17 protein-coding genes and 1 pseudogene are annotated in these 26038 nt (G+C 72.2%); 12 read left to right on the forward strand and 6 right to left on the reverse strand.

The genetic code is table 11. From position 1 onward, the window contains the following. Positions 1-153: 153 nt before the first annotated feature. A complete protein-coding gene (gene ctaD / locus IG78_RS0105495) occupies positions 154-1854 on the reverse strand; it encodes an aa3-type cytochrome oxidase subunit I (RefSeq protein WP_030560119.1) in 1701 nt (566 codons plus the stop codon). A 482-nt stretch (positions 1855-2336) separates the two neighbouring features. Between ctaD and IG78_RS0105500 the strand changes: the two genes are divergently transcribed. Beyond that, positions 2337-2552, forward strand: a complete 216-nt coding sequence (locus tag IG78_RS0105500; RefSeq protein ID WP_030560120.1) for an I78 family peptidase inhibitor — start codon at positions 2337-2339, stop codon at positions 2550-2552. A gap of 107 nt (positions 2553-2659) precedes the next feature. On the opposite strand, the gene IG78_RS0105505 is transcribed toward IG78_RS0105500, so the two are convergent. Next, a complete protein-coding gene (locus IG78_RS0105505) occupies positions 2660-3670 on the reverse strand; it encodes a phosphatase PAP2 family protein (RefSeq protein WP_030560122.1) in 1011 nt (336 codons plus the stop codon). 274 nt (positions 3671-3944) lie between these two features. Then, positions 3945-5096, reverse strand: coding sequence for a glycosyltransferase family 39 protein (locus IG78_RS0105510; protein WP_030560123.1), 1152 nt, complete (start codon positions 5094-5096; stop codon positions 3945-3947). Between the two features lie 250 nt (positions 5097-5346). Here IG78_RS0105510 and IG78_RS0105515 point away from each other — a divergent pair, with 250 nt between their 5' ends. Together IG78_RS0105515 and IG78_RS0105520 are read left to right on the forward strand one after the other, a co-directional pair. Further along, positions 5347-6954 carry an MFS transporter gene (locus tag IG78_RS0105515; RefSeq protein WP_030560124.1) on the forward strand — a complete coding sequence of 536 codons (1608 nt, stop codon included), beginning with the start codon at positions 5347-5349 and terminating at the stop codon, positions 6952-6954. Positions 6955-7160: 206 nt separating this feature from the next. Then, positions 7161-8357, forward strand: a complete 1197-nt coding sequence (locus IG78_RS0105520) for an acyl-CoA dehydrogenase family protein (protein WP_030560126.1) — start codon at positions 7161-7163, stop codon at positions 8355-8357. A 53-nt stretch (positions 8358-8410) separates the two neighbouring features. On the opposite strand, the gene IG78_RS0105525 is transcribed toward IG78_RS0105520, so the two are convergent. Next, positions 8411-8866, reverse strand: coding sequence for a cell division protein SepF (locus IG78_RS0105525; protein WP_030560127.1), 456 nt, complete (start codon positions 8864-8866; stop codon positions 8411-8413). Between the two features lie 287 nt (positions 8867-9153). Here IG78_RS0105525 and IG78_RS0105530 point away from each other — a divergent pair, with 287 nt between their 5' ends. The 7 genes and pseudogenes from IG78_RS0105530 (at position 9154) to IG78_RS0105560 (ending at position 19443) form a co-directional block, all read left to right on the forward strand. Then, positions 9154-10401, forward strand: coding sequence for a DUF5685 family protein (locus tag IG78_RS0105530; RefSeq protein WP_030560129.1), 1248 nt, complete (start codon positions 9154-9156; stop codon positions 10399-10401). 668 nt (positions 10402-11069) lie between these two features. Further along, a pseudogene (locus IG78_RS0105535) lies at positions 11070-12827 on the forward strand (FAD/NAD(P)-binding protein); the annotation flags it as partial. 734 nt (positions 12828-13561) lie between these two features. Then, entirely contained in the window at positions 13562-14644 is a 1083-nt protein-coding gene (locus IG78_RS0105540; protein ID WP_030560132.1) for an LLM class flavin-dependent oxidoreductase, read from the forward strand. Then, entirely contained in the window at positions 14641-15966 is a 1326-nt protein-coding gene (locus tag IG78_RS0105545; protein WP_030560133.1) for an NtaA/DmoA family FMN-dependent monooxygenase, read from the forward strand. Before IG78_RS0105540 ends, IG78_RS0105545 begins: the two co-directional genes overlap by 4 nt. Positions 15967-15971: 5 nt before the next feature. Beyond that, the gene (locus IG78_RS0105550) at positions 15972-16778 is read left to right on the forward strand and encodes a DUF1684 domain-containing protein (protein WP_030560134.1); all 807 of its coding nucleotides are present in this window, start codon (positions 15972-15974) and stop codon (positions 16776-16778) included. Positions 16779-17033: 255 nt separating this feature from the next. Further along, positions 17034-17951: a S1 family peptidase gene (locus IG78_RS0105555; protein WP_030560136.1), complete on the forward strand. Its 918-nt coding sequence runs from the start codon at positions 17034-17036 to the stop codon at positions 17949-17951. Between the two features lie 406 nt (positions 17952-18357). Next, positions 18358-19443, forward strand: a complete 1086-nt coding sequence (locus IG78_RS0105560; protein WP_030560137.1) for a S1 family peptidase — start codon at positions 18358-18360, stop codon at positions 19441-19443. A gap of 104 nt (positions 19444-19547) precedes the next feature. On the opposite strand, the gene IG78_RS0105565 is transcribed toward IG78_RS0105560, so the two are convergent. Beyond that, positions 19548-19994 (reverse strand): subtilase-type protease inhibitor, encoded by a 447-nt coding sequence (locus tag IG78_RS0105565; RefSeq protein WP_030560138.1) that lies wholly within the window; start codon positions 19992-19994, stop codon positions 19548-19550. A gap of 396 nt (positions 19995-20390) precedes the next feature. After that, positions 20391-21401 carry a membrane protein gene (locus IG78_RS0105570; RefSeq protein WP_030560139.1) on the reverse strand — a complete coding sequence of 337 codons (1011 nt, stop codon included), beginning with the start codon at positions 21399-21401 and terminating at the stop codon, positions 20391-20393. Between the two features lie 183 nt (positions 21402-21584). Here IG78_RS0105570 and IG78_RS0105575 point away from each other — a divergent pair, with 183 nt between their 5' ends. After that, positions 21585-25058 carry a DNA polymerase III subunit alpha gene (locus IG78_RS0105575; protein WP_030560140.1) on the forward strand — a complete coding sequence of 1158 codons (3474 nt, stop codon included), beginning with the start codon at positions 21585-21587 and terminating at the stop codon, positions 25056-25058. Beyond that, positions 25055-26023 carry a DNA polymerase Y family protein gene (locus tag IG78_RS0105580; RefSeq protein WP_030560141.1) on the forward strand — a complete coding sequence of 323 codons (969 nt, stop codon included), beginning with the start codon at positions 25055-25057 and terminating at the stop codon, positions 26021-26023. The genes IG78_RS0105575 and IG78_RS0105580 overlap by 4 nt, the downstream gene beginning before the upstream one ends. Positions 26024-26038: the final 15 nt, after the last annotated feature.

The following is a 26038-nucleotide window of genomic DNA, read 5'->3' on the forward strand; positions in this document are numbered from 1 at the left end:
CCCCCCATCGGCCCTCCGGGCCTCGTCCTCAAACGCCGGACGGGCTGAAACTTGCCCGCCGGAGCCCCGGGACGTCACGCAGGCGTGCACCTGACCGCCCGTAAGGGCGGGCGGGTGGGGAAAAAGACGATCTCGCCGAGCGACTGCGGGCGGTCAGGGACCGCCTGAGCCGGGCCCTGGACCGGGGTGATCCGTCTGGTCGTCCGGCGCCCGCAGCGCCGCGTACTCGGGATGGTGCAGGTCGAACGCGGGGGACTCCGAGCGGATCCGGGGCAGCGTCAGGAAGTTGTGCCGCGGTGGCGGGCACGAGGTCGCCCACTCCAGGGAGCGGCCGAACCCCCAGGGATCGTCGACCTCGACCTTCTCGCCGTACTTGGCCGTCTTCCAGAGGTTGTAGAGGAACGGCAGCGTCGACAGGCCGAGCAGGAAGGCGCCGATGGACGACACCGTGTTGAGCACCGTGAAGCCGTCCGCCGCCAGATAGTCCGCGTACCGCCGGGGCATGCCCTCCGCGCCCAGCCAGTGCTGGACGAGGAACGTGGTGTGGAAGCCCACGAAGAGCGTCCAGAAGTGGATCTTCCCGAGGCGTTCGTCGAGCATCTTGCCGGTGAGCTTCGGCCACCAGAAGTAGAAGCCCGCGAAGGTCGCGAACACGACGGTGCCGAACACGACGTAGTGGAAGTGCGCCACGACGAAGTACGAGTCGGTGACGTGGAAGTCAAGGGGCGGTGAGGCGAGGATGACGCCCGTCAGACCGCCGAACAGGAACGACACCAGGAACCCGACGGACCACAGCATCGGGGTCTCGAACGAGAGGGACCCCTTCAGCATCGTGCCCGTCCAGTTGAAGAACTTCACCCCCGTCGGCACCGCGATCAGGAACGACATGAAGGAGAAGAACGGAAGCAGCACCGCGCCGGTCGCGAACATGTGGTGCGCCCACACCACCACCGAAAGACCGGTGATGGCCATCGTCGCTCCGATCAGCGGGATGTAGCCGAACACCGGCTTCCTGCTGAACACCGGGATGATCTCCGTGACGATGCCGAAGAACGGCAGCGCGATGATGTAGACCTCCGGATGCCCGAAGAACCAGAAGAGGTGCTGCCACAGCAGCGCCCCGCCGAACTGCGCGTCGAAGACCACCGAGTGGAACCGCCGGTCGGCCTCCAGGACGAGCAGCGCCGCCGCGAGCACCGGGAACGCGAGCAGCACCAGGATCGAGGTGAACAGGACGTTCCAGGTGAAGATGGGCATCCGGAACATCGTCATCCCGGGTGCGCGCATGCCGATGATCGTGGTCAGGAAGTTCACCGAGCCGAGGATCGTGCCGAACCCGGAGAGCGCGAGCCCCATGATCCACAGGTCGGCGCCGATGCCGGGGGAGCGCTCCAGGCTGTTCAGCGGCGCGTACGCGAACCAGCCGAAGGCCGCGGGCCCGCTCGGCACGAGCAGGGAGCCGAGCACCATCAGGCCGCCGAAGAGGAACAGCCAGTAGGAGAGCATGTTCAGGCGCGGGAAGGCCACGTCCGGCGCGCCGATCTGCAACGGCATGATCTCGTTGGCGAAGCCCGCGAACGTCGGGGTCGCGAAGAGCAGCAGCATGATCGTGCCGTGCATGGTGAACATCTGGTTGAACTCTTCGTTGGACATGAGCTGGAGCCCGGGGCGGGCCAGCTCGGCCCGCATCATCAGGGCCATCAGACCGGCGATCAGGAAGAACGCGAACGACGTGATCAGGTAGAGGTGGCCGATCTTCTTGTGGTCGGTGGTGGTCAGCCAGTCGACGAGGATGCGGCCCGCCGTCCGCCGCGGTACCGGCCGCGCCGCCACCTGCTCCGTCTGCGTCCCCATTGCGTGCCCCTTCGCCGTCTGCGTCCTGGGCTTGCCCGAAGCACCCGCCATGATGCTCGCCGGGGACCCGGGTCCGACAGAGGGCGTACGACGGCGTGCCGCGAACGGTGCCGGGCACGGGGGCGCGCACCGCGGCGGAATCAAGAATTCCCTATGCCGTGTCACATCCCGCGGGGCGCCCGGTAATCGGAAATGCGCAGGATCGGCAAAGGGCGTGCGCGGGCATTCACGGAGCGGTCGAGTACCCCGCCCGGAGTACTCCGCCCGGCATTTCCCGTGCTTCTCCGAGGGGGCCCCGAACGGCCCCGAGTTCCTTCTGAATTACGCCCTTGACGGACTCGAACCGCTCGTACGTGTGACCAGTCGGCGATGAAACGCGCGTCGTGATCCTGTGACAAAAGCGTGACCGGAGGGGCGCCGGTGACACATGGTGCACGGCTCCGGGCTTCCCCGGAACGGACCCGCGGCCTAACGTGGCGGGTATGGCACCCCTACCGACACCCGCCGCCGAACCGCAGGACGAGCCGGACTGCTACCTCGGCCTCGCCGCCGAGGACGCCGAGCGCCGGGCCCGCGAACGCGGCTGGTCCACCGTCAGGTCGTTGCCGCCGGGCACGTTCATCACGATGGAGTACCTCGCGGGACGGCTGAACTTCGAGGTCGCGGACGGCGTAGTGAAGCGCTGCTGGAAGGGCTGAGCGCGCCACCGCCGACAGCCGAAGGCCCCGGGGACCTCGACGGTCTCCGGGGCCTTCGTCGTGCGGGGGCCGGCTGTGCGTACCGTTCCCGCGGTCGGTGGGGCGGCTCAGCCGCCGGCGAGCGGCCGTGCCGAGGTGCCGCGCACCCGCTCGGGGTGCGGCGGACGGCGGGTGCCCTGCGGGGTGACCGGCGTCCGCTCGCAGCGTGCGGTGTGCGGGCCGGGGGCGAGGTAGGCGGGGGCGCGGGAGCGGGCGGCGGTGACCGGCTCGCGCGCGGGTGCCTGCTCGTCGCGGGAGCCCGCGGGGGAGCGCTGCGGGAGCAGGGATGCGGGGGTGACCGGCAGCGGCACGGGTACGCCGCCGCGACGGCGCAAGGCGTCCCTGATGCCGAGGATCCAGGACTCGACGACGCTGATGAGCGGCTCGACCCAGGGCAGCGCGAGCAGGATGAGCAGGCCCGCGGCCCAGCCGAGGAGGACGTCGCTCAGCCAGTGCGTACCGAGGTAGACGGTGGTGAGGCCGACGCTCAGGGAGACCACGGCGGAGAGCGCCGACAGATAGCGCCGAGTGCGCGGGGTGGAGGCGAGATAGGCCAGGATTCCCCAGGTCACGACGGCGTTGGCGGTGTGGCCCGAAGGAAATATATCGCCGCCCTGGCCCATCTCGTTCGAGCCGATGACGGTGGCGTAGTGCGGGCCGAGACGGCCCATGCCGATCTTGGCGGCGCCCACCGTGGCGTTGAGGAGGAGCAGGGCCGCGCCGAACATGAGCAGCGGCCGCAGCGTGTGCTGCCGCCAGGAGCGCCAGCCGAGCCAGGCCGCGACCATCACGGCGGTCGGGCCGCGCTGGCCGAGGACCACCCAGTAGTCCAGGAAGCCGTGGATCTCGGGCCACTGCTGGTAGGGCCGGAAGAACATAACCTGCCAGTCGAACCGCACGAGCCAGGACGTGGTCACGACGGCGACGACGATGGCCGCGTAGAAGGCCAGCGTCGCGCTGAAGAGCACGACCCGGTGCGGGCTCATCCTCGGCTCGTCGAGGTGGGCCGGCCGTTCCGGCTCACGGTCTAGCCGGGCGAAGAGCCGGTCCAGACGGGTCAGACTTCGTTCGGTACGCACCCAATCGACGTTACAGCGAGTGAGTGCCGCACTCGGCCGAATCAGAGGCTTTGTGATGACGATGTGATGTGGCATTGATCTCAGGCCGTGGTTTATTCCGACCGGAATGCCTTTTCAATGGTGTCTGCTTTACCCAATGCGCTGATCATTACGCGGGCGGTTTTAGGCGGATTCCGAATTCGTTCACCCGGGGCTGGTGCGGAATTCTCCGGGTGCTCACCGGGCGCTCACCGGATGCGCGCTGAAACGATCTTGAGAGGTGATCTTGGCGGGATCACGGCGGCCCGGAGCCGTGCAGCCAGAAGGCCCCGTACACCGCCCCGGCCGCCGCGACCCCGCCCAGAATCCACGCCGACCGGCGCGTACGCAGCCGCGCGAGGGCGACCGCCAGCGGCAGGAGCACCGGGAAGGCGGGCATGAGCAGGCGCGGCTTGGAGCCGAAGTAGCCCGAGGCGCACAGCGCGAGCACCACGACGATGCCGGTGTAGACGAGCAGCGCGGGCGGCTGGTGCTGCCGCACCCCGGTGACATACAGCCAGATCAGCCCCGCGACCCCCACGATCAGGCCGATCCCGGCGAGCGCCCCCGGCAGGGACGTGAACTTCTCGCCGATGAAGCGGGCGAACGCGTAGCCGCCGTCGAAGCCGTTGCCCCACTGCTTCTGCACGTCCAGATAGCCGAACAGGCCGTCGCCCGTGCGGTGCCCCACCCACAGGACGTAGCCGGCCGCGCCGAGCGGGGCGAGCAGGGCGCCGAGCGCCGGGCGCGCGGCGAGCCGCCCCCGGCGGCGCGCGTCGAGCGCCACCGCCACCCACAGCGCGGCGACCACCGCCGCGCCCACGGGCCGGGTCAGCCCGGCCAGCGAGGCGAGCACGCCCGCCGTGACCCAGCGCCCGGTCAGGACCGCGTACAGCGCCCAGGCCGCGAGCGCCGTGAAGAGCGACTCGCTGTAGGCCATCGACTGCACGATCCCGACCGGGAGCACGGCCCACAGCGCGACCGCGCAGACACCGGCCCGGCTGCCGTACAGGCGGTCCGCGACCGCGAAGATCCCGCCCGCCGCGCAGAGCGAAGCCACCGCGCTCACCGCCAGGCCCGCGTCCGCGTACGACAGCGGGCTCACCGCCGAGAGCGCCCGCTCCAGCCAGGGGAGCAGCGGGAAGAACGCCAGGTTCGAGTGCACGCTGCCGTCCGGCAGCGTCACCTCCCAGCCGTAGCCGAAGTCGGCGACGCGGGTGTACCAGAGCGAGTCCCAGCGGGCGGAGAGCAGCGTGTGGGGACTCTTGCCCGCCGCGGCGCCCCACAAGGCGAGCGTCACGAGCCCCAGCGCGCGCACCCCGGCGTACAAAAAGAGCGCGGGCGCCGCCCGGCGCAGCGCGTCGGCGAACCCGTGCCCCGTGGCGGGGCGCTGATCAAGATCGGTCACGGGCTCGATTATCGACCGCACACGCCACTGCTCGCGCCCGCCGAAAGATCACCAGCACGAGCGAACGTGGTACATGCCACACCTCCGCAGCGCAACCATGAGAGGTCCGCCACGCGGCCCGGCCACGGACTCGCGTACGCTGACGGCCACTCGCCGTTCACAGCCGCCACAGCCGGACGACCGGATCCCGTAGGGTCCCGCCGGCCCCCCACCTGGCCGCACTCGCGAGGAATCACTGGGAGGAACGCACATGTCCGGGACGACCACGGCCGCCGCTGCATTCGGCCGTCGGACCCCCGGTGCGGGCGCGAACCGCTGGGTGGTGCTCGTCGTCCTCTGCGTCAGCCTGCTGCTCGTCGCCGTCGACGCCACCGTCCTGCACGTCGCCGTGCCCGCCGTCACCGAGGACCTGAGGCCCGGCGGGATCGAGCTGCTGTGGATCGTGGACATCTATCCACTGGTCTGCGCCTCGCTCCTCATCCTGTTCGGCACCCTGGGTGACCGTGTCGGCCGCAGACGCGTGCTCCTCTTCGGCTACGGCCTGTTCGGCGTGGCCTCGGCCGTCGCCGCCCTCGCGGACACCGCGCAGGTCCTGATCGCGGCCCGTGCGCTGCTCGGCGTCGGCGGCGCGATGATCATGCCAGCGACCCTGTCGATCCTGCGCCAGGTCTTCCCCGACCGGCGGGAGCGGGCCCTCGCGATCGGCGTCTGGAGCGCGGTCGCGGCCGTGGGCGCCGCCTGCGGCCCGCTGCTCGGCGGCTTCCTCCTCGAACACTTCTGGTGGGGTTCGGTCTTCCTCATCAACATCCCGCTGATGCTGGTCAGCCTGCCGGTCGGGCGCTGGCTCCTGCCCGAGTCGACGGGCGGGTACGACGGGCCGTGGGACGTGGCGGGCGCGCTGATGGCCGCCGGTGGCCTGTTCGGCCTGGTGCTCGGCGTGAAGCGGCTCGGTGGCGGGGAGTCGCCGCTCGGCGCCACCACGCTTGTCTCGCTCGCGGTGGGCGGCGGTCTGCTCGTCGCCTTCGTACGACGCCAGCGCCGCCGGTGTCATCCGCTCGTCGACCTGACGATGTTCACGCGCCCCGCGTTCAGCACGTCCGTGGGGTGCATCGTGCTCGCGATGCTCGCCCTGGTCGGCCTTGAGCTGATCGCCGCGCAGTACCTCCAGCTCGTCCTTGGCCTGTCCCCGCTGGAGACAGGTCTGCGGCTGCTCCCACTCACCATCGCCGCCATGGCCGCGGGCCTCGCCGGATCGCGGATGCTCCAGCGCTTCGGGCCGCGCACGATGGTCGCCACCGGCTTCGGCCTCACCGCCTTCGCCGTCGCCGCGCTCACCGGCATGGGCGCCGACGACAACGCGCCGCTGCTCCTCACCGGCTTCGTGCTGCTCGGCTTCGGCCTGGAGACCACGCTCTTCGGGGCGTACGAGTCCATGCTCAGCGAGGCGCCGCAGGCCCAGGCGGGTGGGGCCGCCGCGATCGGCGAGACGTCCTACCAGCTCGGCGCCGGTATCGGTATCGCGCTGCTCGGCAGTGTCATGAACGCCGCGTACGCGCCCGGGCTCTCGGCCGTGCGGGGGGTGCCCGCGGCGGACAGTGCCGCGGCGAGCCACTCCCTCGGCGAGGCCTATGAGGTCGCCGCCCGGCTCGGGGGCGGCCAGGGCGAAGCCCTCCGCGCTGCCGCGCGGGACTCCTTCGTGCACGGTCTGCATGTGACCCTGCTGGTCAGCGCCGGGTTGCTCCTTGTCGGGGCGTTGGCCGCGCTGCGGTTGCCGCGGGTCATGGACTGCGGGGTGCCTGCGGCGCGCGAGCGGGTGGGGGTCCCCGCGGAGCGCCCCAGTCCCGCCCCTTTCCCGTAACCAAGGGGCTCCGCCCCCTGGACCCCCGGTCCTCGAACGCCGGACGGGCTGAATATGTGCCGCAGGAACGGAGAAGGGGCGGGACTGGGGCGCACCGCGAGGACCCAAAGGCCCACAACCCCTGCTGGACGCCGGAGTGCGCGCGTCGTAGCGTCAGGCCCGTTCCCTGTGACTACCAGCGCTAGTCAAGTCCGCCGGAGGCCCTCATGTCGACCGCAAGCCGTCAAGCCCCGCCCCCCTTCGATCCCAAGGACCCCCTGGGCCTCGACGAAACGCTGGACGCGGAGGACCTGGCGGTCCGTGACACGGTCAGGGCCTGGACCGCGGACCGCGTTCTGCCGCACATCGCGGAGTGGTACGAGAGCGGCGAACTGCCGGGCGTACGCGAGTTGGCCAGGGAGCTCGGGGCCATCGGCGCCCTCGGCATGTCGCTGACGGGCTACGGCTGCGCGGGCGCGAGCGCCGTCCAGTACGGGCTCGCCTGTCTGGAGCTGGAGGCAGCCGACTCCGGGATCAGGTCCCTGGTCTCGGTGCAGGGCTCGCTCGCCATGTACGCCATCCACCGCTTCGGCTCCGAGGAGCAGAAGCAGCGCTGGCTGCCGGGGATGGCCGCGGGCGAGATCATCGGGTGCTTCGGGCTCACCGAGCCCGACGTCGGCTCCGACCCGGCCTCGATGCGCACGCACGCCAAGAAGGACGGCACCGACTGGGTCCTGACCGGGCGCAAAATGTGGATCACGAACGGGTCGGTCGCCGGGGTGGCTGTCGTATGGGCGCAAACCGACGAGGGGATCCGGGGGTTCGCGGTGCCCACGGACACCCCGGGCTTCTCCGCGCCGGAGATCAAGCACAAGTGGTCGCTGCGGGCCAGCGTCACCAGCGAGCTGGTCCTCGACGAGGTGCGGCTGCCCGCCGATGCCGTGCTGCCCGCCGTCACCGGGCTCAAAGGGCCGCTGAGCTGTCTGTCCCACGCGCGCTACGGCATCGTGTGGGGCGCGATGGGCGCCGCCCGCGCCTGTTTCGAGGCGGCCGTGGAGTACTCCAAGAGCCGCGAGCAGTTCGGCAGGCCCATCGGCGGCTTCCAGCTCACCCAGGCCAAGCTCGCCGACATGGCCCTCGAACTGCACAAGGGCATCCTGCTCGCCCACCATCTCGGGCGCCGCATGGACGCGGGACATCTGCGGCCCGAGCAGGTCAGCTTCGGCAAGCTGAACAACGTACGGGAGGCCATCGAGATCTGCCGCACCGCGCGCACGATCCTCGGCGCCAACGGCATCTCGCTCGAGTACCCCGTGATGCGGCACGCGACGAACCTGGAGTCGGTGCTCACCTATGAGGGCACCGTCGAGATGCACCAGCTCGTCCTCGGCAAGGCGCTCACCGGACTCGACGCCTTCCGCTGAGCGCGCGCGGCACCCCGCGGCGCGGGGGCGTGGGCGCGGCGAGCGGCCTTGCCTCAGCTCTGGTTGAAGAAACCGTCCGTACGGTTGGGGACTGCTTCCCCGTTGACGATCTCCGTGTGAGCGGGCGTGAGCAGGAACACACGGTGGGCCACCCGGTCGATGGAGCCGCGCAGGCCGAAGATGAGCCCGGCCGCGAAGTCGACGACACGCTTGGCGTCGGCGGGGTCCATCGCCGTCAGGTTCACGATGACGGGCACGCCGTCCCGGAACAGCTCACCGATGCCGCGGGCGTCGCGGAAACTGTCCGGGGTGACCGTGCCGATCCTGGGCGCCCTGTTCTCGGCGTTCTCGGCCGCGTCCGCCGTCACCTTGACGCGCGGGTCCGTGACCCAGGGCTCGGCCGCCTCGGGGCCGTCCGACCCGTCGTCTTCGTATCCGTCGTAGTAACGCTCGTCGTTGTTGTCGTCGACGAGGCCAAGCCAGGCACTCGCCTTGCGCACCGATCCCATGGACGCCTCCTCTCGCAGCGGTCTGCTTGCGTTCCGCATCCCTATGGTCGTCCATGATGCGGATGGTGCGCCAAGGGGATAGTCGCCGCGCACGGTTTTCGTGACGGTACTGGTGCACAGTAAAGACGGCGATAAACGTGGTTCTTCAAGGGTCGTGTCACGTACGGCTGCTGACTGAGAGTGAAATATGATGGTTGGCGGCGTACGGGTGACGGACGGTGCGTACGGGTGAACGGACTGCTCGCTACGATGCCGGAGTTCGACATCGGAGCCACGGGGGAGCCGTCTTGTTCGGAATCGTCAGGCCTTGCAGTCATCGACTCGGGGACCGTCTCAAGGCCGAGTGGATGGCGCATCTGTGCGGCCTCTGCCTGGCACTGCGCGGGGACCACGGGCAGTTCGCACGCGTCGTGACCAACTACGACGGGCTCATCATCTCGGTTCTGACGGAGGCTCAGGCCGAGCGGTCCGAGGGCCACAGGCGCACCGCGGGGCCCTGTCCGCTGCGCGGCATGCGTACCGCGTCCGTCGCCCAGGGGGAGGGGGCACGGCTCGCCGCGGCCGTCTCGCTGGTGCTCGCGTCGGCGAAGGTGCGTGACCACGTCGTCGACGGCGACGGCCTGTTGGCGCGCGGTCCTGTGGCCGCCGCCGCGCGCCGGGTGGCGGGGCGATGGGACCGTGCGGGGGCCGGTACGGGCGCTGACGTGGGCTTCGACACGGCGGTCCTGCTCGACGCCGTCGAACGGCAGGGGGGCATCGAGGCCTTGGCGGGCCCCGGCACCTCCCTGCTCACCGTCACCGAGCCGACCGAGACCGCGACCGCCGCCGCCTTCGCGCACACCGCCGTGCTCGCGGGACAGCCCGGCAACGCGGAGCCGCTGGCCGAGGCCGGGCGGCTCTTCGGAAGGCTCGCGCACCTCCTGGACGCGGTCGAGGACCGGCAGGCGGACGCCGCGGCCGGTGCCTGGAACCCGCTCACGGCTCTCGGCACGTCCCGCGCCGAGGCCCGGCGGCTCGCCGACGACGCGCTGCACGGCATCCGGCTCGCCCTCGCCGAGGTGCGGTTCACCGAGAGCAAGCTGGCGCACTTCCTGCTCGTGCACGAACTGACGCGCTCGGTGGACCGCGCGTTCGGCAACGGCTCGTGCGGCCACGCCCCGCAGCGGACAGGGGGCGAGGCCGGGCACGAGGTGACAGCGCGTGACGGTTCCTGGGGGACGGGCTCTGGTTCGGGCTCTGGTTCGTACGGCGGCGACGGGTCCTCGTACGGCTCCGGGAACTACTCCGGGAACTACCGGGACCACTACGGCGGCGGCGGGCACGGCGGTGGCTCCGGCGGCTGGTCGGCGGGGGGACAGCCGCCCAAGCCGCGGCGTGGGTTCTGGGCCGGGTGCGCCGTCGCGATCGGGCTGTGCTGTACGTGCCGACTGTGCTGCGCGAAGGAGTACGAGGGGCCGTGGTCCCGGAAGAAGCGCGAGGGCGTCTGCCGGGACTGCGACTGCGACTGCTGCGAGTGCTGCTCGTGCTGTGACTGAGCCGGGGCGGCGGGGCCTCGGTGACGGGCTATCAGTGGCGGGGTGCGGGCGGTGCGAGGGGAGGGGGCGCGTACACGTACGCGTGTGAAGGCTGAGCAACGGCGCCGGAGCGCGGATGAGTTCGGAGAAACTGAGACGGCTGTCCGCATCATGGGACGCGCGGGGCGAGGAGGCCGGGCGCGCGGCGCAGGCGGGACAGGTCAGCTCAGAAGTGCTGACGGGTCAGTTCGAAAAGCTGAAGGTCAGCTCGAAAGTGCTGACGGGCCAGCGCGGAAGTGCATCAACACGACGCCGACCACACGCGACCGAAGTCGATGTGGGAGCGCCTGACCAGCCACTGCTGTGGATGCATAAGCCCAAGTGGAACAGGCATCCATTTCTCCGTCAACTGCCCTGAGACGTACGGCTCATATTCTGGACAAGCCTGCGGGCTGCTTCCGGACAGCCTTGACAGGGGGCGCGAAGCTTCCCGTAATCTCGAAGAGGCGGACCCTTGCTGAGGGGCTGGGTCCGTGTCGGCCGCGCCCCGGCGCGCGCCCCATGTGAAGGCGGCATTGGCTCTGTCGTCTTGTTCGTCCTGCTCATCCTGACGAAAGCCTTCACATGTCATCCGAGACCCTCGCCGAAGTCCCCGTCCGTCCGCCGAACCCTGCCGGAAAGCGGACGCGATGACCGCCCCGCGGCCCGGGACACCCACCCTGGTGATCGTCGGCGCCGGCCCGCGCGCCACCGGCCTGCTCGAACGCATCGCCGCCAACGCCCCCGAGCTGTACGGGCACGCGCCCCTGACCATCCACCTGGTCGACCCCTACCCGCCGGGGCCCGGCCGGATCTGGCGCGAGCAGCAGTCGCCGCTGCTGTGGATGAACTCGCACGCGCGGGACGTCACGATGTTCACCGACGACACGGTCGAGGTCACCGGGCCCGTGCTGCCGGGGCCCGCGCTGCACGAGTGGGCGGACGTCGAGGGGCAGGCCTTCGCCGGACGGCGGACGCAGGGCGGCTATCTGCGCTGGGTGTACGAGAAGGCCGTGGCCGCCCTGCCGTCCGGTGTCACCGTCCGCCACCACGCCTGCCGTGCCACACGTCTGACCGGACCCCGCCGCGGCCCGCAGAAGGTCTGGCTCGAAGGCGGGAAGTACCCGCTCGTCGCCGACCTCGTCGTCCTCGCCCAGGGGCACCTGGACGCCGAACTCGACGACGAGCAGAGCGATCTCGCCGCCTACGCCCGGCGCCACGGACTCGTCCACCTGCCGCCCGACTTCACCGCCGACGCCGACCTGAGCGCACTGCGAGGCGGCGAGCCCGTCCTGGTGCGCGGGTTCGGGCTCGCCTTCGTGGACCTGATGGTGCTGCTCACCGAGGGCAGGGGCGGGCGGTACGAGGGTGACACGTACGTGCCCTCGGGCCGTGAGCCCGTCCTGCACGTCGGCTCCCGGCGCGGCGTGCCCTACCACTCCAAGATCGGCTACATCTGGGACGACGGCGAGCGGCCGCCACTGCCCCGCCATCTGGGGCCCGAGCAGATCGACGAGCTCCTCGCGCGCCCCGGCGGGTACGACTTCGCCCGCGACGTGTGGCCCCTGATCGAGAAGGAGCTGGGCTTCGCCCACTACCACCGCCTGTTCTCCGCCCACCCCGAACGCACCGCCGTCGCCTGGCGGGACTTCGACGAGAAGTACGCGGTCTGCCCGCCCGGCAGCCCCGAACTCGCCGCCCTCGTCTCGTCCGCCGTACCCGACCCCGCCGACCGCCTCGACCTCACCGCGCTCGACCACCCCCTCGACGGCGTCCGCCACCCCTCGTACGAAAGCCTCCAGGAGGGCATGCGGGCCTACGTCGCTGCCGACCTCACCCGCCGTCACGACCCCGCGCACAGCCCGGACCTGGCCGTCTTCCTCGGGCTTCTCTCCGTGTACGGGCAGTTGATGCGGCTCGGCGACATCGGGCCCTGGTGGCACGGCTTCTTCAGCTACCTCGCCTCGGGGCCGCCGGGGCCCCGCCTCAGGCAACTGCTCGCCCTCTCGCGGGCCGGGGTGGTGCGGTTCCTCGGCGCCGGCATGAGGGTGGAGACGGGCGGGGGAGTGTTCCGGGCACGGAGCGCGACCGTGCCAGGGGCGGTCGTCGAGGCCCGCGCCCTCGTCGAGGCGCGGCTGCCGCAGCCCACGCTCGCGCGCACCCGTGACCCGCTGCTTCGCGCGCTGCACCTGGACGGTGTCGCCGAGACCGCCGACGGTCTGCTGTCCGTCGACCCCGCCGACGGCCGCATCCGTGACGCCGGCGGCACCCCGCACCCCCGCCGCTTCGCCCTCGGCCCCCACACCGACGCCCGCGGCGCGGGCGCCTTCACCCGGCCCCGCACCAACAGCCCCTCGTTCCGCCAGAACGACGCCACGGCGCGCGCTGTGCTCGTGTTCCTCGCGGAGGCACGCGGTTCCCTCGCGGGGGCGCGTGGTTCTGCCGTGCGGGTGCGCGGTTCCCGCGCGGGGGTGCGTGACTCCCTCGCGGGGGCGTGTGGCTCCCTCGCGGGGGCGGGCGACTCCCTCGCGGCGGCGGGCGGCTCCCTCGCGGAGGCACGCGATGCCCTCGCGGGGGCGCGTGGTTCTGCCGTGCGGGCGGGCGACTCCCGCGTGGGGGTGCGTGGCTCCCTCGCGGGGGCGGGCGACTCCCGCGTGGGGGTGCGTGGCTCCCTCGCGGGGGCGGGCGACTCCCGCGCGGAGGTGGGTGACTCCCTCGCGGAGGTGGGTGACTCCCTCGCCGGGGTGCGTGACTCCCTCGCGGGGGCGGGTGACTCCCGCGCGGAGGTGGGTGACTCCCTCGCCGGGGTGCGTGACTCCCTCGCGGGGGCGGGTGACTCCCGCGCGGAGGTGCGTGGCTCCCTCGCCCGGGTGCGTGACTCCCTCGCCGGGGTACGTGGCTCCCTCGCGGGGGCGGGCGACCCCCGCGCGGAGGCACGCGAGGCCCTCGCCGGGGCGCGTGGCTCCCGTGCGGGTGAGCGTGGCTCCGGCGTCGGTGAGCGCGACGAGGGGGCCGGGCACCCCGCCCCGTACCCGTCCATCACTCCAGGCCCCGCACGGGCCGCGGAGCACTCCGGGAGCCCGGCGGCCCCGGAAGTCCCCCGCGGCTGCGGGCATCTTCCGTCGAGAGAGGTCCGACCCTCATGACACCGTCCGACCCGGGCCGCGGCCCCCTGCACCTCGCCGCCGCCCTCGACCTGCCCGGCGTCTTCGACGCCGCCCCCTACACCGAGCTCGCGCGGCTCGCCGAGAGCGGTGCGCTCGACTTCGTCACGCTCGGGGACTCCTTCGCGCGGCACGGGCCCGACGCCCTGGCCGTGCTCGCCCGGGTGGCCCCCAAGACCGGGCGCGTCGGTCTGGTGCCGACCGTGACGACCACGCACACCGAGCCCTTCCACGTGCAGGCGGCCGTGGCGACCCTGGACTGGGTGAGCCACGGCCGGGCCGGCTGGCACGTGGCCGTCTCGGCGACCGAGGCCGAGGCCAGGCTGTTCGGGCGCCGCCGGGTCGCATCCCGCGAGGCGCTGTGGCGGGAGGCGGGCGAAGTCGCCGACGTGGCACGGCGGCTCTGGGACAGTTGGGAGGACGACGCCGAGATCCGCGACGCGGCGACCGGCCGCTTCATCGACCGGGACAAGCTGCACCACGTCGACTTCACGGGCGGCACCTTCTCCGTGCGGGGCCCCTCCATCGTGCCGCGGCCGCCGCAGGGGCACCCGGTGGTCGTCGTCGACGCGACCGACGGCCACACCCGGGAGACGGCGGCCCGGCACGCGGACGTCGCCCTGGTGCGCGCCGCGAGCCCCGCCCGCGCCGACGCCGTACGCGCCGAACTGCACCGCCGCGCCGCTCAACACGGCCGCAGACCGGGGGAGTTGAGGGTGCTCGCCGCACTGGTCGTGGATCTGGGCGGCGGCGAACACGCGGCGCAGCCCGGACACGGCGGCGGCCCGCTGCCCACCGCCGAGGGCCCCCTCTACCGCGGCGGCCCCGTCGACCTCGCCGAGCTCATCGCCACCTGGCACGGCGCGGGTGCCGTCGACGGCTTCCACCTCACCCCCGTCGAACCGCGGCGCGACCTGGAGCGCCTGGTCAACGGCACGGTGGCACTGCTCCAGCACCGCGGTCTCTTCCGCACCTTCTACCCGGGCGCCACGCTCCGCGACCACCTCGGCCTGACCCGGCCCGCCAACCGGTACGCCGCACTCGCGGGGGACCCCACATGACCCGGACGCACAGCAGCAAGCAGATGCACCTCGCCGCCCACTTCCCGGGCGTCAACAACACCACCGTGTGGACGGACCCGCGCTCGGGGTCCCAGATCGACTTCGCCTCCTTCGAGCATCTGGCCCGTACCGCAGAACGCGGGCTCTTCGACTACTTCTTCCTGGCGGAGGGGCTCAGGCTGCGGGAGCACAAGGGCCGCATCCACGACCTGGACGTCGTCGGACGCCCCGAGTCGATCACCGTCCTGAACGCCCTCGCCGCCGTCACCGACCGGCTCGGCCTCGCCGCCACCGTCAACGCCACCTTCAACGAGCCCTACGAACTCGCCCGCAGGCTCGCCTCGCTCGACCACCTCAGCGGGGGCCGGGCCGCCTGGAACGTCGTCACGTCGTCGGACGCCTTCACCGGCGAGAACTTCCGGCGCGGCGGCTTCCTGGACCGCGCCGACCGCTACACCCGTGCCGCCGAGTTCGTCGCCACTGCCCGTGAGCTGTGGGACACCTGGCCGCCCGCGGGGCCCGACGGGCCGCCCGGGGCGCCGCACCCGTTCACGCACCGAGGGCAGCACTTCGACATCGCGGGGGAGTTCGGCGTCGAGCGCTCGCCGCAGGGCCACCCGGTCGTGATCCAGGCAGGGGACTCGCCCGAGGGCCGCGAGTTCGCTGCCTCCGCCGCCGATGTGGTCTTCACACGGCACGGCACCCTGGAGGCCGGGCGCGCCTTCTACGCCGACGTGAAGGGCCGACTCGCGGCGTACGGGCGCGCACCCGACGACCTGAAGATCATGCCCGGCGTCACCGTCGTCCTCGGGGACACCGCGGCCGAGGCCCAGGAGCGGGCCGCCGAGATCCGCCGGCTACAGGTCTCGCCGCAGAACGCGATCCTCGCCGCGGAGCAGGTGTGGGGCGTCGACCTGTCAGGGCACGACCCGGAAGGCCCGCTGCCCGCCGTCGACCCCGATCCGCACTCCGACCTGGTCCAGGGCCGGGTCGGGGTCGGCGACCCGTCGGCCGTCGCCGAGCGGTGGCGGGCCCTGTCCCGGGCCAAGGGCCTGTCCCTGCACCAGACCGTCCTGGAGACGACCGCCCGGCAGTCCTTCGTCGGCACCCCCGACGCGGTCGCCGGACAGTTGACGGAGTTCGTCGCCGCCGACGCCGCCGACGGCTTCATCCTCGTCCCGCACCTGACTCCGGGCGGGCTCGACGAGTTCGTCGAACGGGTGGTGCCGCTGCTCCAGGAGCGCGGCGTGTTCCGTACGGAATACGCGGGGACGACGCTGCGCTCACACCTCGGGCTGCCCGAGCCCGTACGGAAAGGCTGATCACCATGAGCACCACCACCGACGAGGCGCTGCGGGACTTCGCGCAGTGGCACGAGCAGCGCACGGCCACCGTCTCCGCGCCCTACGGCCCGCTGGCCCTCACCGGCACGCACTGGCTCGCCGACCACCCGGACGGAGAGCTCCCCGGCCTGCCGGGCCGCTGGGCCGACGCCGGCGACGAACTCGCCCTGACGGCCGCCGACGAGGACGGCCTCACCCTGGACGGGCGGCCCCTCACCGGCACCGTCCGGCTGACGCCCGACCCCGGACCCGTCACCGCCGCCCGGCTCGGTCTCGGTGAGCGGCGCCTCGTCGTGCTGCGCCGCGAAGGGCTCTGGGCGGTGCGCGACTTCGACCCGGACGCACCGGCGCGGCGCGCCTTCACCGGCATCGAGGTGACCGGGCCCGACCCGTGCTTCGTGACCGGGGGCCGCTTCACGCCGTACGCGGAGCACCGCACCGTGCGGGTCGGCAACGCGGACGGAGTGGAGCGCGGGCTCGGACTCGGCGGTGAACTCGCCTTCACGCTCGCCGGGCAGGAGCACACGCTGCGGGTGTCCGTGCAGGACGACGGCTCGCTGTGGGCGGTGTTCGCCGACGCCACCAGCGGCGTCTCCAGCTACCGCTTCCGCTTCCTGCGGCCCGCCGCGCCCGACGGACAGGGCCGCACGACGGTCGACTTCAACCGCGCCCTGCTGCCGCCGTGCGCCTTCGCCGACCACTTCATCTGCCCCTTCCCGCCGCCCGGCAACACCCTCACCGCTGAGATCGCCGCGGGCGAGAGGAACCTTTCGCGGCACCGGGACGTCTGACGGGGAGACGTCCGGCAGGGAGCGATGCCCCCAGCCCCGGTGGCGCGCCCCAGGGCGCGACAACCACCGGGGCCGGTCGGCGTGTATCCGCCGATCCGGCCGAAAGGCACCCTTGTGCGGTGCCACGGAGGCCCCAATACTCCCGAGCAGCGCTTGTCAGGGGCACGGCGCGACCGGAATCCGCCCTGGCTCTGACCGCGCCTCACGGACCCCCACCCACACGGGTCCCCTGACTTCCCTCGGGAGGAACCAGCAGTGAGGATCAAGCGCACCACCCCCCGCCGCGGTACCGCCAGACTCTCCCGCACGGTCGCCGTCGCGACCGGGCTCGTGGCAACGGCCGCCCTCGCGATACCCGCCGCAAGCGCGATGCCCTCCACCTCCGCCGACCAGGCCCGTACCTACAGCGGTTCCGACCTCACGGCGGCCGGTGACGCCGTCCTGCGGGCGGACGTCGCGGGCACCGCCTGGAGCATCGACCCGAAGACCGACCGGGTCCTCGTCACCGCCGACAGCACCGTCTCCAGGGCCGAGATCGCCGAGCTGAAGCAGGCCGCGGGCGACAAGGCGGGCGCCCTGAGGATCGAGCGGACACCGGGCAAGCTCCAGCGGTACATATCCGGCGGCGACGCCACCTACGCGAGCAGTTGGCGCTGCTCCCTCGGCTTCAACGTGCGCAGCGGCAGCACGTACTACTTCCTGACCGCGGGACACTGCACCGACGGTGCGGGCACCTGGTGGGCCAACTCGGCGAAGACCACCGTGCTCGGCAGCACACACGGCTCCAGCTTCCCGACCAACGACTACGGCATCGTGCGGTACACGAACGACTCGATCACCAAGTCGGGAACGGTGGGCAGTCAGGACATCACCCGCGCCGCCGACCCGACCGTCGGCCAGAACGTGACCCGCCGCGGCTCCACCACCGGCACCCACTCCGGCCGCGTCACGGGCCTGAACGCGACGGTGAACTACGGTGGCGGCGACGTGGTCTACGGCATGATCAAGACCACCGTGTGCGCCGAACCCGGTGACAGCGGCGGCCCGTTGTACGCCGGTTCCACGGCGCTCGGCCTGACCTCCGGCGGCAGCGGTAACTGCTCCTCCGGCGGCACGACGTACTTCCAGCCGGTCACCGAGGCCCTGCGCGCGTACAACGTGAGCGTGTACTGACCCTGATCCTCTGAATCCCCGTACGCGGTCGCCGCTCCGGCGGCTCCGAAGCCCCCGCCCGCATCCCGGGCGGGGGCTTCCTGTTGTCATCCGACCGCCGCCCGACCGTCGAGAACAAGACAGGACTAGTCCTCACCCACTGCCGATCACTCCTCGCACGCGGTGTTTGCATCGGGAACCGACGTGGCGTGACCACGGTCGGTCAACGGCCATGAGGCTTACGTTCGTTGCCGGTCGGGCGTCCGGAAGCAGCCCTTGTGTGCGGCATCGCGCGCTGGGAATAGTGGGCCGCGTCCTGATTGGCATGGACGCGGCTTATCCAGCGCCGCAGTCCGTGCGCGTACGCCTTTCGGACCGCCGAGGCCCCCACGCCGGAGCGGTTCGACCCCCCACAGGAGGACGCGAGTTGAAGCACCGCCGCATACCCAAGCGCCGTGCCGCCATGGCAGGCGCGGGCGTCGTCGCCCTGATCGGCGCGGCCGTCACCTTCCAGACTGCGAACGCGAGTGAGGACACCCCCACCCCCAAGCCGGACACGCTGTCCATCGCGAAGGCCGGAAAGCTCGCCTCCTCGCTCGGCAAGGACCTGGGAGCGGACGCCGCGGGCACGTACTACGACGCGCGGGCCAAGAACCTCGTCGTGAACGTGCTCGACGAGAACGCCAAGAACGCCGTCGAGTCGGCCGGTGCCAAGGCCAGACTCGTCGAGAACTCCCTCGCGGAGCTCAAGGGCGCCCGCACGACGCTCACCGACAAGGCCTCGGTCCCCGGCACCTCGTGGGCCACCGACCCGGCCACCAACAAGGTCGTCGTCACCGCGGACCGCACCGTCAAGGGCGCGGACCTGAAGAAGCTGACGTCGGTCGTCGAGAGCCTCGGTGGCAAGGCCGAGCTGAAGCACACCAAGGGAGAGTTCAAGCCCTTCGTCGCCGGCGGCGACGCCATCTTCGGCGGCGGCAGCCGCTGTTCGCTCGGCTTCAACGTGGTCAAGGACGGTGCGCCGCACTTCCTGACCGCGGGGCACTGCACCGAGTCGGTCACGAGCTGGTCCGACAAGCAGGGCGGCCCCGCCATCGGTGAGAACGCGGGCTCCAGCTTCCCCGAGAACGACTACGGCATCGTCAAGTACAGCGGCGACACCGCGCACCCGAGCGAGGTGAACCTGTACAACGGCAGCACCCAGAAGATCACCAAGGCGGGCGCGGCGACCGTCGGCCAGCAGGTGCAGCGCAGCGGTTCCACCACGCAACTGCACGACGGCAAGGTGACGGGCCTCGACGCCACCGTGAACTACGGCAACGGCGACATCGTCAACGGCCTCATCCAGACCGATGTGTGCGCCGAGCCCGGCGACAGCGGCGGCGCGATGTTCGCGGGCGACACGGCGCTCGGCCTCACGTCCGGCGGCAGCGGTGACTGCTCCGGCGGCGGTGAGACGTTCTTCCAGCCGGTGCCGGAGGCTCTGGAAGCCTTCGGGGCGGAAATCGGCTGACGCCTGGGTCCGCAACGGCAGGGGCCCCGGAGACCTTTCGGTTTCCGGGGCCCTTCGGCCACGTGCACGTCGGGCGAGCGGGCCCGGGGCCGTGATCCCGTGGCTCAGAAGTTGAAGACCTTCCCCTGGCCGCCCGTCAGCGCGCAGGCGTTGGCGAAGGTGTGCTCGTAGGAGACGCGGCGGCCCTCCCAGACGCCCTGGGCGGTGACCGTGATCGGCTTCCACTCCTTGGTGCAGGCGCGGTTCGACGGCGCCTTGGTCACCTTGTCGAACTTGCCGCCCACGGCGCGCAACTGGTCGCAGGCGCCCGCCGCGTCGGGGTGGCTGCCGACGCCGCCGGAGGAACAGCCGAGCGTCACGGCGCGCTGGATCGAGGCGGTGGCCGCCTTGTCGCCGTAGCCGATGGTCAGGACCAGCTCGGAGGGCGCGTAGCCGCGTGCGGAGGTGGCGGCGGCCGTGGGCGTGGCCGTGGGCACGGCGGTGGCCGCGGTGGCCAGGCCGCCGAGAGCCAGAGCGGCGCCCAGTGCGATTCCCCCAGAGATGTACCGCATTTCGAACACTCCCTTGCTTGTCGTTTCGGATAACGAACGGAACGGATCGGAGTCTTGCCCAAGGTGTCCCCGAAAGCACATCGGGAGCTGACTTTCAGTCGTTGATTGAAAACTGTGCGTAGTGGCGTGAAGGGGTGACTCTTCACGGTCGGTTGAGAACTATGCACCCCTCGTGACCGGTGGGAAGCGCTATCGGTGGAAGTTCCCCCGATAGCCGGAATGTGCCACCGACCCCCTTGGCGACCCCTCCGGGGTTGGCCGGAACCAAAGCCCCCCAAAGGGGCGCGGGGAACTGCGCGCCCAGCCCCCGCCGGGTCGCAGACAAAACACCCGGGGCTCCGCCCCTGGCTTATGGCGCTCCGCGCCTCGCCCTCAAGCGCCGGACGGGCTGAAACGTCAGTGGGCGCCCGCGCGTTCGCGGGTCTTGCGCATCGCCACCAGCAAGGTGACCACCGTCCCCACCACCGCCCACGCCGAAAGCACAAGCAGCGGACCGGTGACCGCGTTGCCCCGGAAGTAGGCGATGGAACGGGCCACCCAGGTCCCGGCGCCGGGTGGCAGGGCGGGCCCGATCGCGTTCCAGAACGGGGGGAGCATCGGGAGCGGGAAGGCGCCGCCCGCGCTCGGGTTGCCCGCGACCACGATGAGCAGCACCGCCAGGCCGATGCCGACGATGCCGGTGAGTTCCTCCAGGGCGAGCGTGACCGCGCCGACCGCGAAGGTGACGAGGGCGCCGAGGCCCCACAGGCCCATGATCGAGCCGGGCAGGGCGCCGAGGATCGGGCCGATGATGACCGCGCCGCCGATGCCCCCGGCGATGGCGAGCAGGGCCAGGGCGCCGAGCCGGATCGCCGCGCGCTGCGGATTGGGGGGCTTCGTTCCCGCGCTGATCGACATGATCGAGGCGCACAGATAGCCGCCCACGCACCAGCCGACGACCAGGTAGAACGACGAGAGCCCGTTGAAGTCCTGGGACGAGGCGGCGGCCACGTCGACGGTCTTCGCGGTGCGCTTCTCGGCGCCCTCGGTCTTCGTGGTGATCGTCTCCAGGGCGTTGGCGAGGGCCTTGCCGCCGCCGGAGGCGACCAGAAGGGTGTCCTGTGTGCCCCGGGGGTCGACGACCAGGGCGCCGTCGATCTTCCGGTCCATGATCTGGCGACGCGCCTCGCCCTCGTCCTTGAGCACGCGCGGATCGAGCGGCTTCCCGGGCAGCTTCGCCAGCTTGTCCTTGGTCTGCGCGGCCGCCTCACCGGGGGCGACGACCCCGAAGGCCACGTCCTTCGGCTTCGGGTTGTGCAGCGCCCCCACGTAGGAGGCGATGAACAGCAACTGCAGGGCCAGAACACCGATGACGAGCAGGGCTGCTCGCGGGGTGACGGCGCTCTTCAACTCGTCGGCGAAGGTCATGCCCCCACGCTCCGAGGCACCGGCGGCGCACGCAGGCGGAGCGGTCCGAACGGGTGACGCTCAGGTGGATGGCGGCTCGCCCACGGATATCGAACGCATATCGAACAGTACATCGAACGAAGGTTCGAAAGTGGTTTATGGTGGAGGAGGGGATTCAGCGAAGCGGAAGGTCAGGAGGTGCGTGTGCCAGGGTTCACGCATCTGCATACCGTCTCCGGGTTCTCCCTGCGGTACGGGGCCTCGCATCCGGAGCGCCTCGCCGAGCAGGCCTCGGAGCGGGGCATGGACGCGCTCGCGCTCACCGACAGGGACACCCTCGCGGGCACGGTCAGGTTCGCCAAGGCCTGCGAGAAGGCCGGGGTGCGGCCGCTGTTCGGGGCGGAGCTCGCGGTCGAGCCGCCTGCGGCCCCGGAGCGGGGTGGCCGTGACGGGCGGGGCGCACGGCGGCGGACCCCGGTGCGCGGCGGTGCCTTCATCGACGAGTCGACTCCCCGGGTGACCTTCCTGGCCAGGGACGGCGCCGCCGCCTGGGCCGACCTGTGCCGCCTGGTCAGCGCCGTGCACCGGGGCGGCGAAGGGCCGCCCGTCCTGCGCTGGGAGGACTGCGCGGGCGACGGCCTGACCGTGCTGCTCGGCCCGGCGTCCGACGTGGGCCGCGCGCTCACCGCGGGCCGCCCCGACCGGGCCGCCCGCCTCCTCGCCCCCTGGCGCGAGCGGTACGGCGACGCGCTGCGCCTCGAAGCCGTCTGGCACGGCCGCTCGGGCACCGGACCCGGCTCGCTGCGCCTGGCCGCCCGCACCGTCGGCTTCGCCGCCGAGCAGCGCCTGCGCCCGGTCCTGACCAACGCCGTCCGCTACGCCGACCCCGGCCAGGGACCCGTCGCCGACGTCCTGGACGCCGCGCGCCGCCTGGTGCCCATCGACCCGTCGGGCCCCCTCGACAGCGGCGAGCGCTGGCTGAAGGACGAGGCCGCCATGCTGGCCGTCGCCGAGCGGGTGGTGGAGGCCGCCGGGTTCCGCCGCGACACCGCGTACCGCCTGCTCGAACAGACCCGGGCGGCCGCCGCCGAGTGTCTGGTCGACCCTCAGGACGACATCGGCATCGGCTCCGTGCGCTTCCCCGAGCCGGGCCTGGTCGGCGCCGGGCGCCGCACCGCGCAGCGCGTCCTCGCCTCCAGGGCCGCCGCAGGCATGGTGCTCCGCGGCTACGACCGCCGCCGGGACGCCCGTACGTACTGGGAGCGGATGCACCACGAGCTGGACATCATCGCCCACCACGGGTATGCCTCCTACTTCCTGACGGTGGCTCAAGTCGCGGACGACGTACGGGATCTGGGCATCCGGGTGGCGGCGCGCGGCTCCGGCGCCGGGTCCCTGGTCAACCATCTGATCGGCATCGCGCACGCGGACCCGGTCGAGCACCGGCTGCTCATGGAGCGGTTCCTGTCCACGCGGCGGCCCGTCCTGCCGGACATCGACATCGACGTGGAGTCCGCGCGCCGCATCGAGGTCTACCGCGCGATCATCGGCCGGTTCGGCGAGGAGCGCGTCGCGACGGTCGCGATGCCGGAGACGTACCGCGTCCGGCACGCGATCAGGGACGTGGGCGCCGCCCTGTCCATGGACCCCGCCGACATCGACAGGATCGCCAAGGCCTTCCCGCACATCCGCGCCCGCGACGCCCGCGCGGCGATGGCGGAACTGCCCGAACTGCGCGAGGTGGCGGCCGGGGCGGAGCGGCACGGCAGGCTCTGGGAACTGGTCGAAGGGCTCGACGCGCTGCCGCGCGGGGTCGCCATGCACCCGTGCGGGGTGCTGCTCTCCGACGCCTCGCTGCTGCGGCGCACCCCCGTCGTGCCCACCAGCGGCGAGGGCCTGCCGATGTCCCAGTTCGACAAGGACGACGTCGAGGACCTCGGCCTGCTCAAGCTCGACGTCCTCGGGGTGCGGATGCAGTCGGCGATGGCGCACGCGGTCGCAGAGACCGAGCGGGCCACGGGGGAGCGGGTCGACCTGGACGCGATCGAGGAGGGCGACGAGGCGACGTACCGGCTCATCCGCTCCACCGAGACGCTCGGCTGCTTCCAGATCGAGTCGCCCGGCCAGCGCGACCTGGTGGGCCGCCTCCAGCCCGCGACCTTCCACGACCTGGTGGTGGACATCTCGCTGTTCCGTCCCGGGCCCGTGGCCGCCGACATGGTGCGGCCCTTCATCGAGGCCAGGCACGGCCGCGCACCCGCCCGCTATCCGCACCCGGACCTGAGGGAACCCCTTGAGGAGACCTACGGAGTCGTCGTCTTCCACGAGCAGATCATCGACATCGTGCACCTGATGACCGGCTGCGGCCGCGGCGAGGCGGACCGGGTGCGGCGCGGGCTCTCCGACCCCGAGTCGCAGGGCCGCATCCGCGTCTGGTTCGCGCAGGCGGCGGCCGCCAAGGGGTACGACGCCGAGACGATCGGGCGGGCCTGGGAGATCGTCGAGGCCTTCGGCTCGTACGGCTTCTGCAAGGCGCACGCGGTGGCCTTCGCCGTGCCCACGTACCAGTCCGCGTGGCTGAAGGCCCATCACCCGGCGGCGTTCTACGCGGGGCTGCTCACGCACGACCCCGGCATGTACCCCAAGCGGCTGCTGCTCGCGGACGCGCGGCGGCGCGGGGTGCCGGTGCTGCCCCTTGACGTGAACCGGTCCGCGGTCGCCCATCGCATCGAACTGGAGTCCGAATCTGGGAAGTGGGGCGTGCGGCTCGCGCTGTCCGACGTGCACGGCATCAGCGAGCCGGAGGCCGAGCGCATCGCGGCAGGACAGCCCTACACATCCCTGCTCGACTTCTGGGAGCGGGCCAGGCCGAGCCGTCCGCTCGCCACCCGCCTCGCCCAGGTCGGCGCGCTCGACGCGTTCGGCGCCAACCGCCGCGACCTGCAACTGCACCTGACGGAGCTGCAACGGGGCGCCCGGGGCGCACGCGGCCCCCAGCTCCCGCTCCCGGGCGGACGGCGGACCGCGTCCGCGGGCCTGCCCGACCTCGACGACGCGGAGCGTCTGAGCGCCGAACTCGGGGTGCTCTCCATGGACACCTCCCGGAACCTGATGGACGACCACCGCGCCTTCCTCGACGAACTCGGCGTGACCTCCGCGCGCCATCTGCGCTCGGCACGGAACGGCGACACGGTCCTGGTCGCGGGGGCCAAGGCGGCCACCCAGACCCCGGCGATCCGCTCCGGCAGGCGCATCGTCTTCACCACCCTCGACGACGGCACGGGCCTGGTCGACCTGACCTTCTTCGACGACAGCCACGAGACCTGCGCGCACACCGTCTTCCACTCCTGGCTGCTGCTCGTGCGCGGCGTCGTGCAGCGGCGCGGGCCGCGCAGCTTCAGCGTCATCGGCACGGCGGCGTGGAACCTCGCGGAGCTCGTGGAGCTGCGCCGCGAGGGCGGCCTCGAAGCGGTGGCGCCGCGCCTGGCCGAAAAAGGCCCGGCGGAACCGGTCGCCGCGGATGCCCCACCCGCCGCCGGGAATGACCCGGGCAACGGGCGGCGCGTCCGGTGGGAGACCGGATACGAGATGCATCCATGGGCGGACCTGTCGCCACCCGGGGAAAGGGCGGCGACAGGACGGAAGTTGTGGCACCAGAGTCCGGGGAGTGCGGGATGACCATCCTCTGCGTACGTTTCCAGTTGCCGCCGATGTACGAGGCGGCCCTGCCGGGGCTGCTCGGGCTCCTGGAGGAGTTCACGCCGGTGGTCGAGGCGCTGCCGCCGGACGGGGCGCTCGCCGATCTGCGCGGCGCCGAACGGTACTTCGGGCGCGGCGCCGCCGACCTCGCGTCGGTGATCCGCGTCCGCGCCCTCGCGCTGCACGGCGTCGACTGCGCGATCGGCGCCGGGCCTTCGCCGATGCTGGCCCGGATGGCGCTGCGCGAGGCAAGGACCGGAGGGGTGTGCGAGGTGGCCGGGGACGCCGTGCCGGAGTTCCTCGCCGGCCGGCCCGTCGCCGCGCTGCCGGGCGTCGGCCCCGCGACCGCCCGCACCCTGTGCGAGTACGGCCTCGACACCCTCGGCCTTGTCGCCGCCGCACCCCTGTCCACGCTCCAGCGCCTGATCGGCGCGAAGGCGGGACGCGAGCTGCGCGAGAAGGCGAGCGGCGTCGACCGCGGCCGGGTGGTCCCGAACGGGGTCTCCCGCTCCCTGGCCACCGAACGCCCCTTCGGCCGCGACGAACTGGACGCCGGCAGGCACCGCCGCGCCCTGCTCTCGGCCGCCGAGGAACTGGGCACCCGGCTGCGCGCCCTCGACAAGGTCTGCCGCACCCTGACCCTCACCGTCCGCTACGCCGACCGCTCCGCGACCACCCGCAGCCGCACCCTGAAGGAACCGACCGCGCACTCGGCGGCGCTGACGAGGGCGGCGTACGACATGTACGAGGCGCTCGGCCTCCAGCGCGCCCGCGTCCGGGTGATCGCCCTGCGCGCCGAAGGCCTCGACCCCGCCGAACACTCCTCCTACCAGTTGACCTTCGACCCCCTGGACGACAAGGCCCGCCGCATCGAGGAGGTGGCCGACCGGGCCAGGGAGAGGTTCGGCCCCGGGGCGATCGTGCCGGGCTCCCTCGCGGCCTAGCGGCTGCTGACGGGT

Origin of the sequence: Streptomyces aureocirculatus (assembly GCF_000720475.1) — a bacterium.
GTDB lineage: Bacteria > Actinomycetota > Actinomycetes > Streptomycetales > Streptomycetaceae > Streptomyces > Streptomyces aureocirculatus.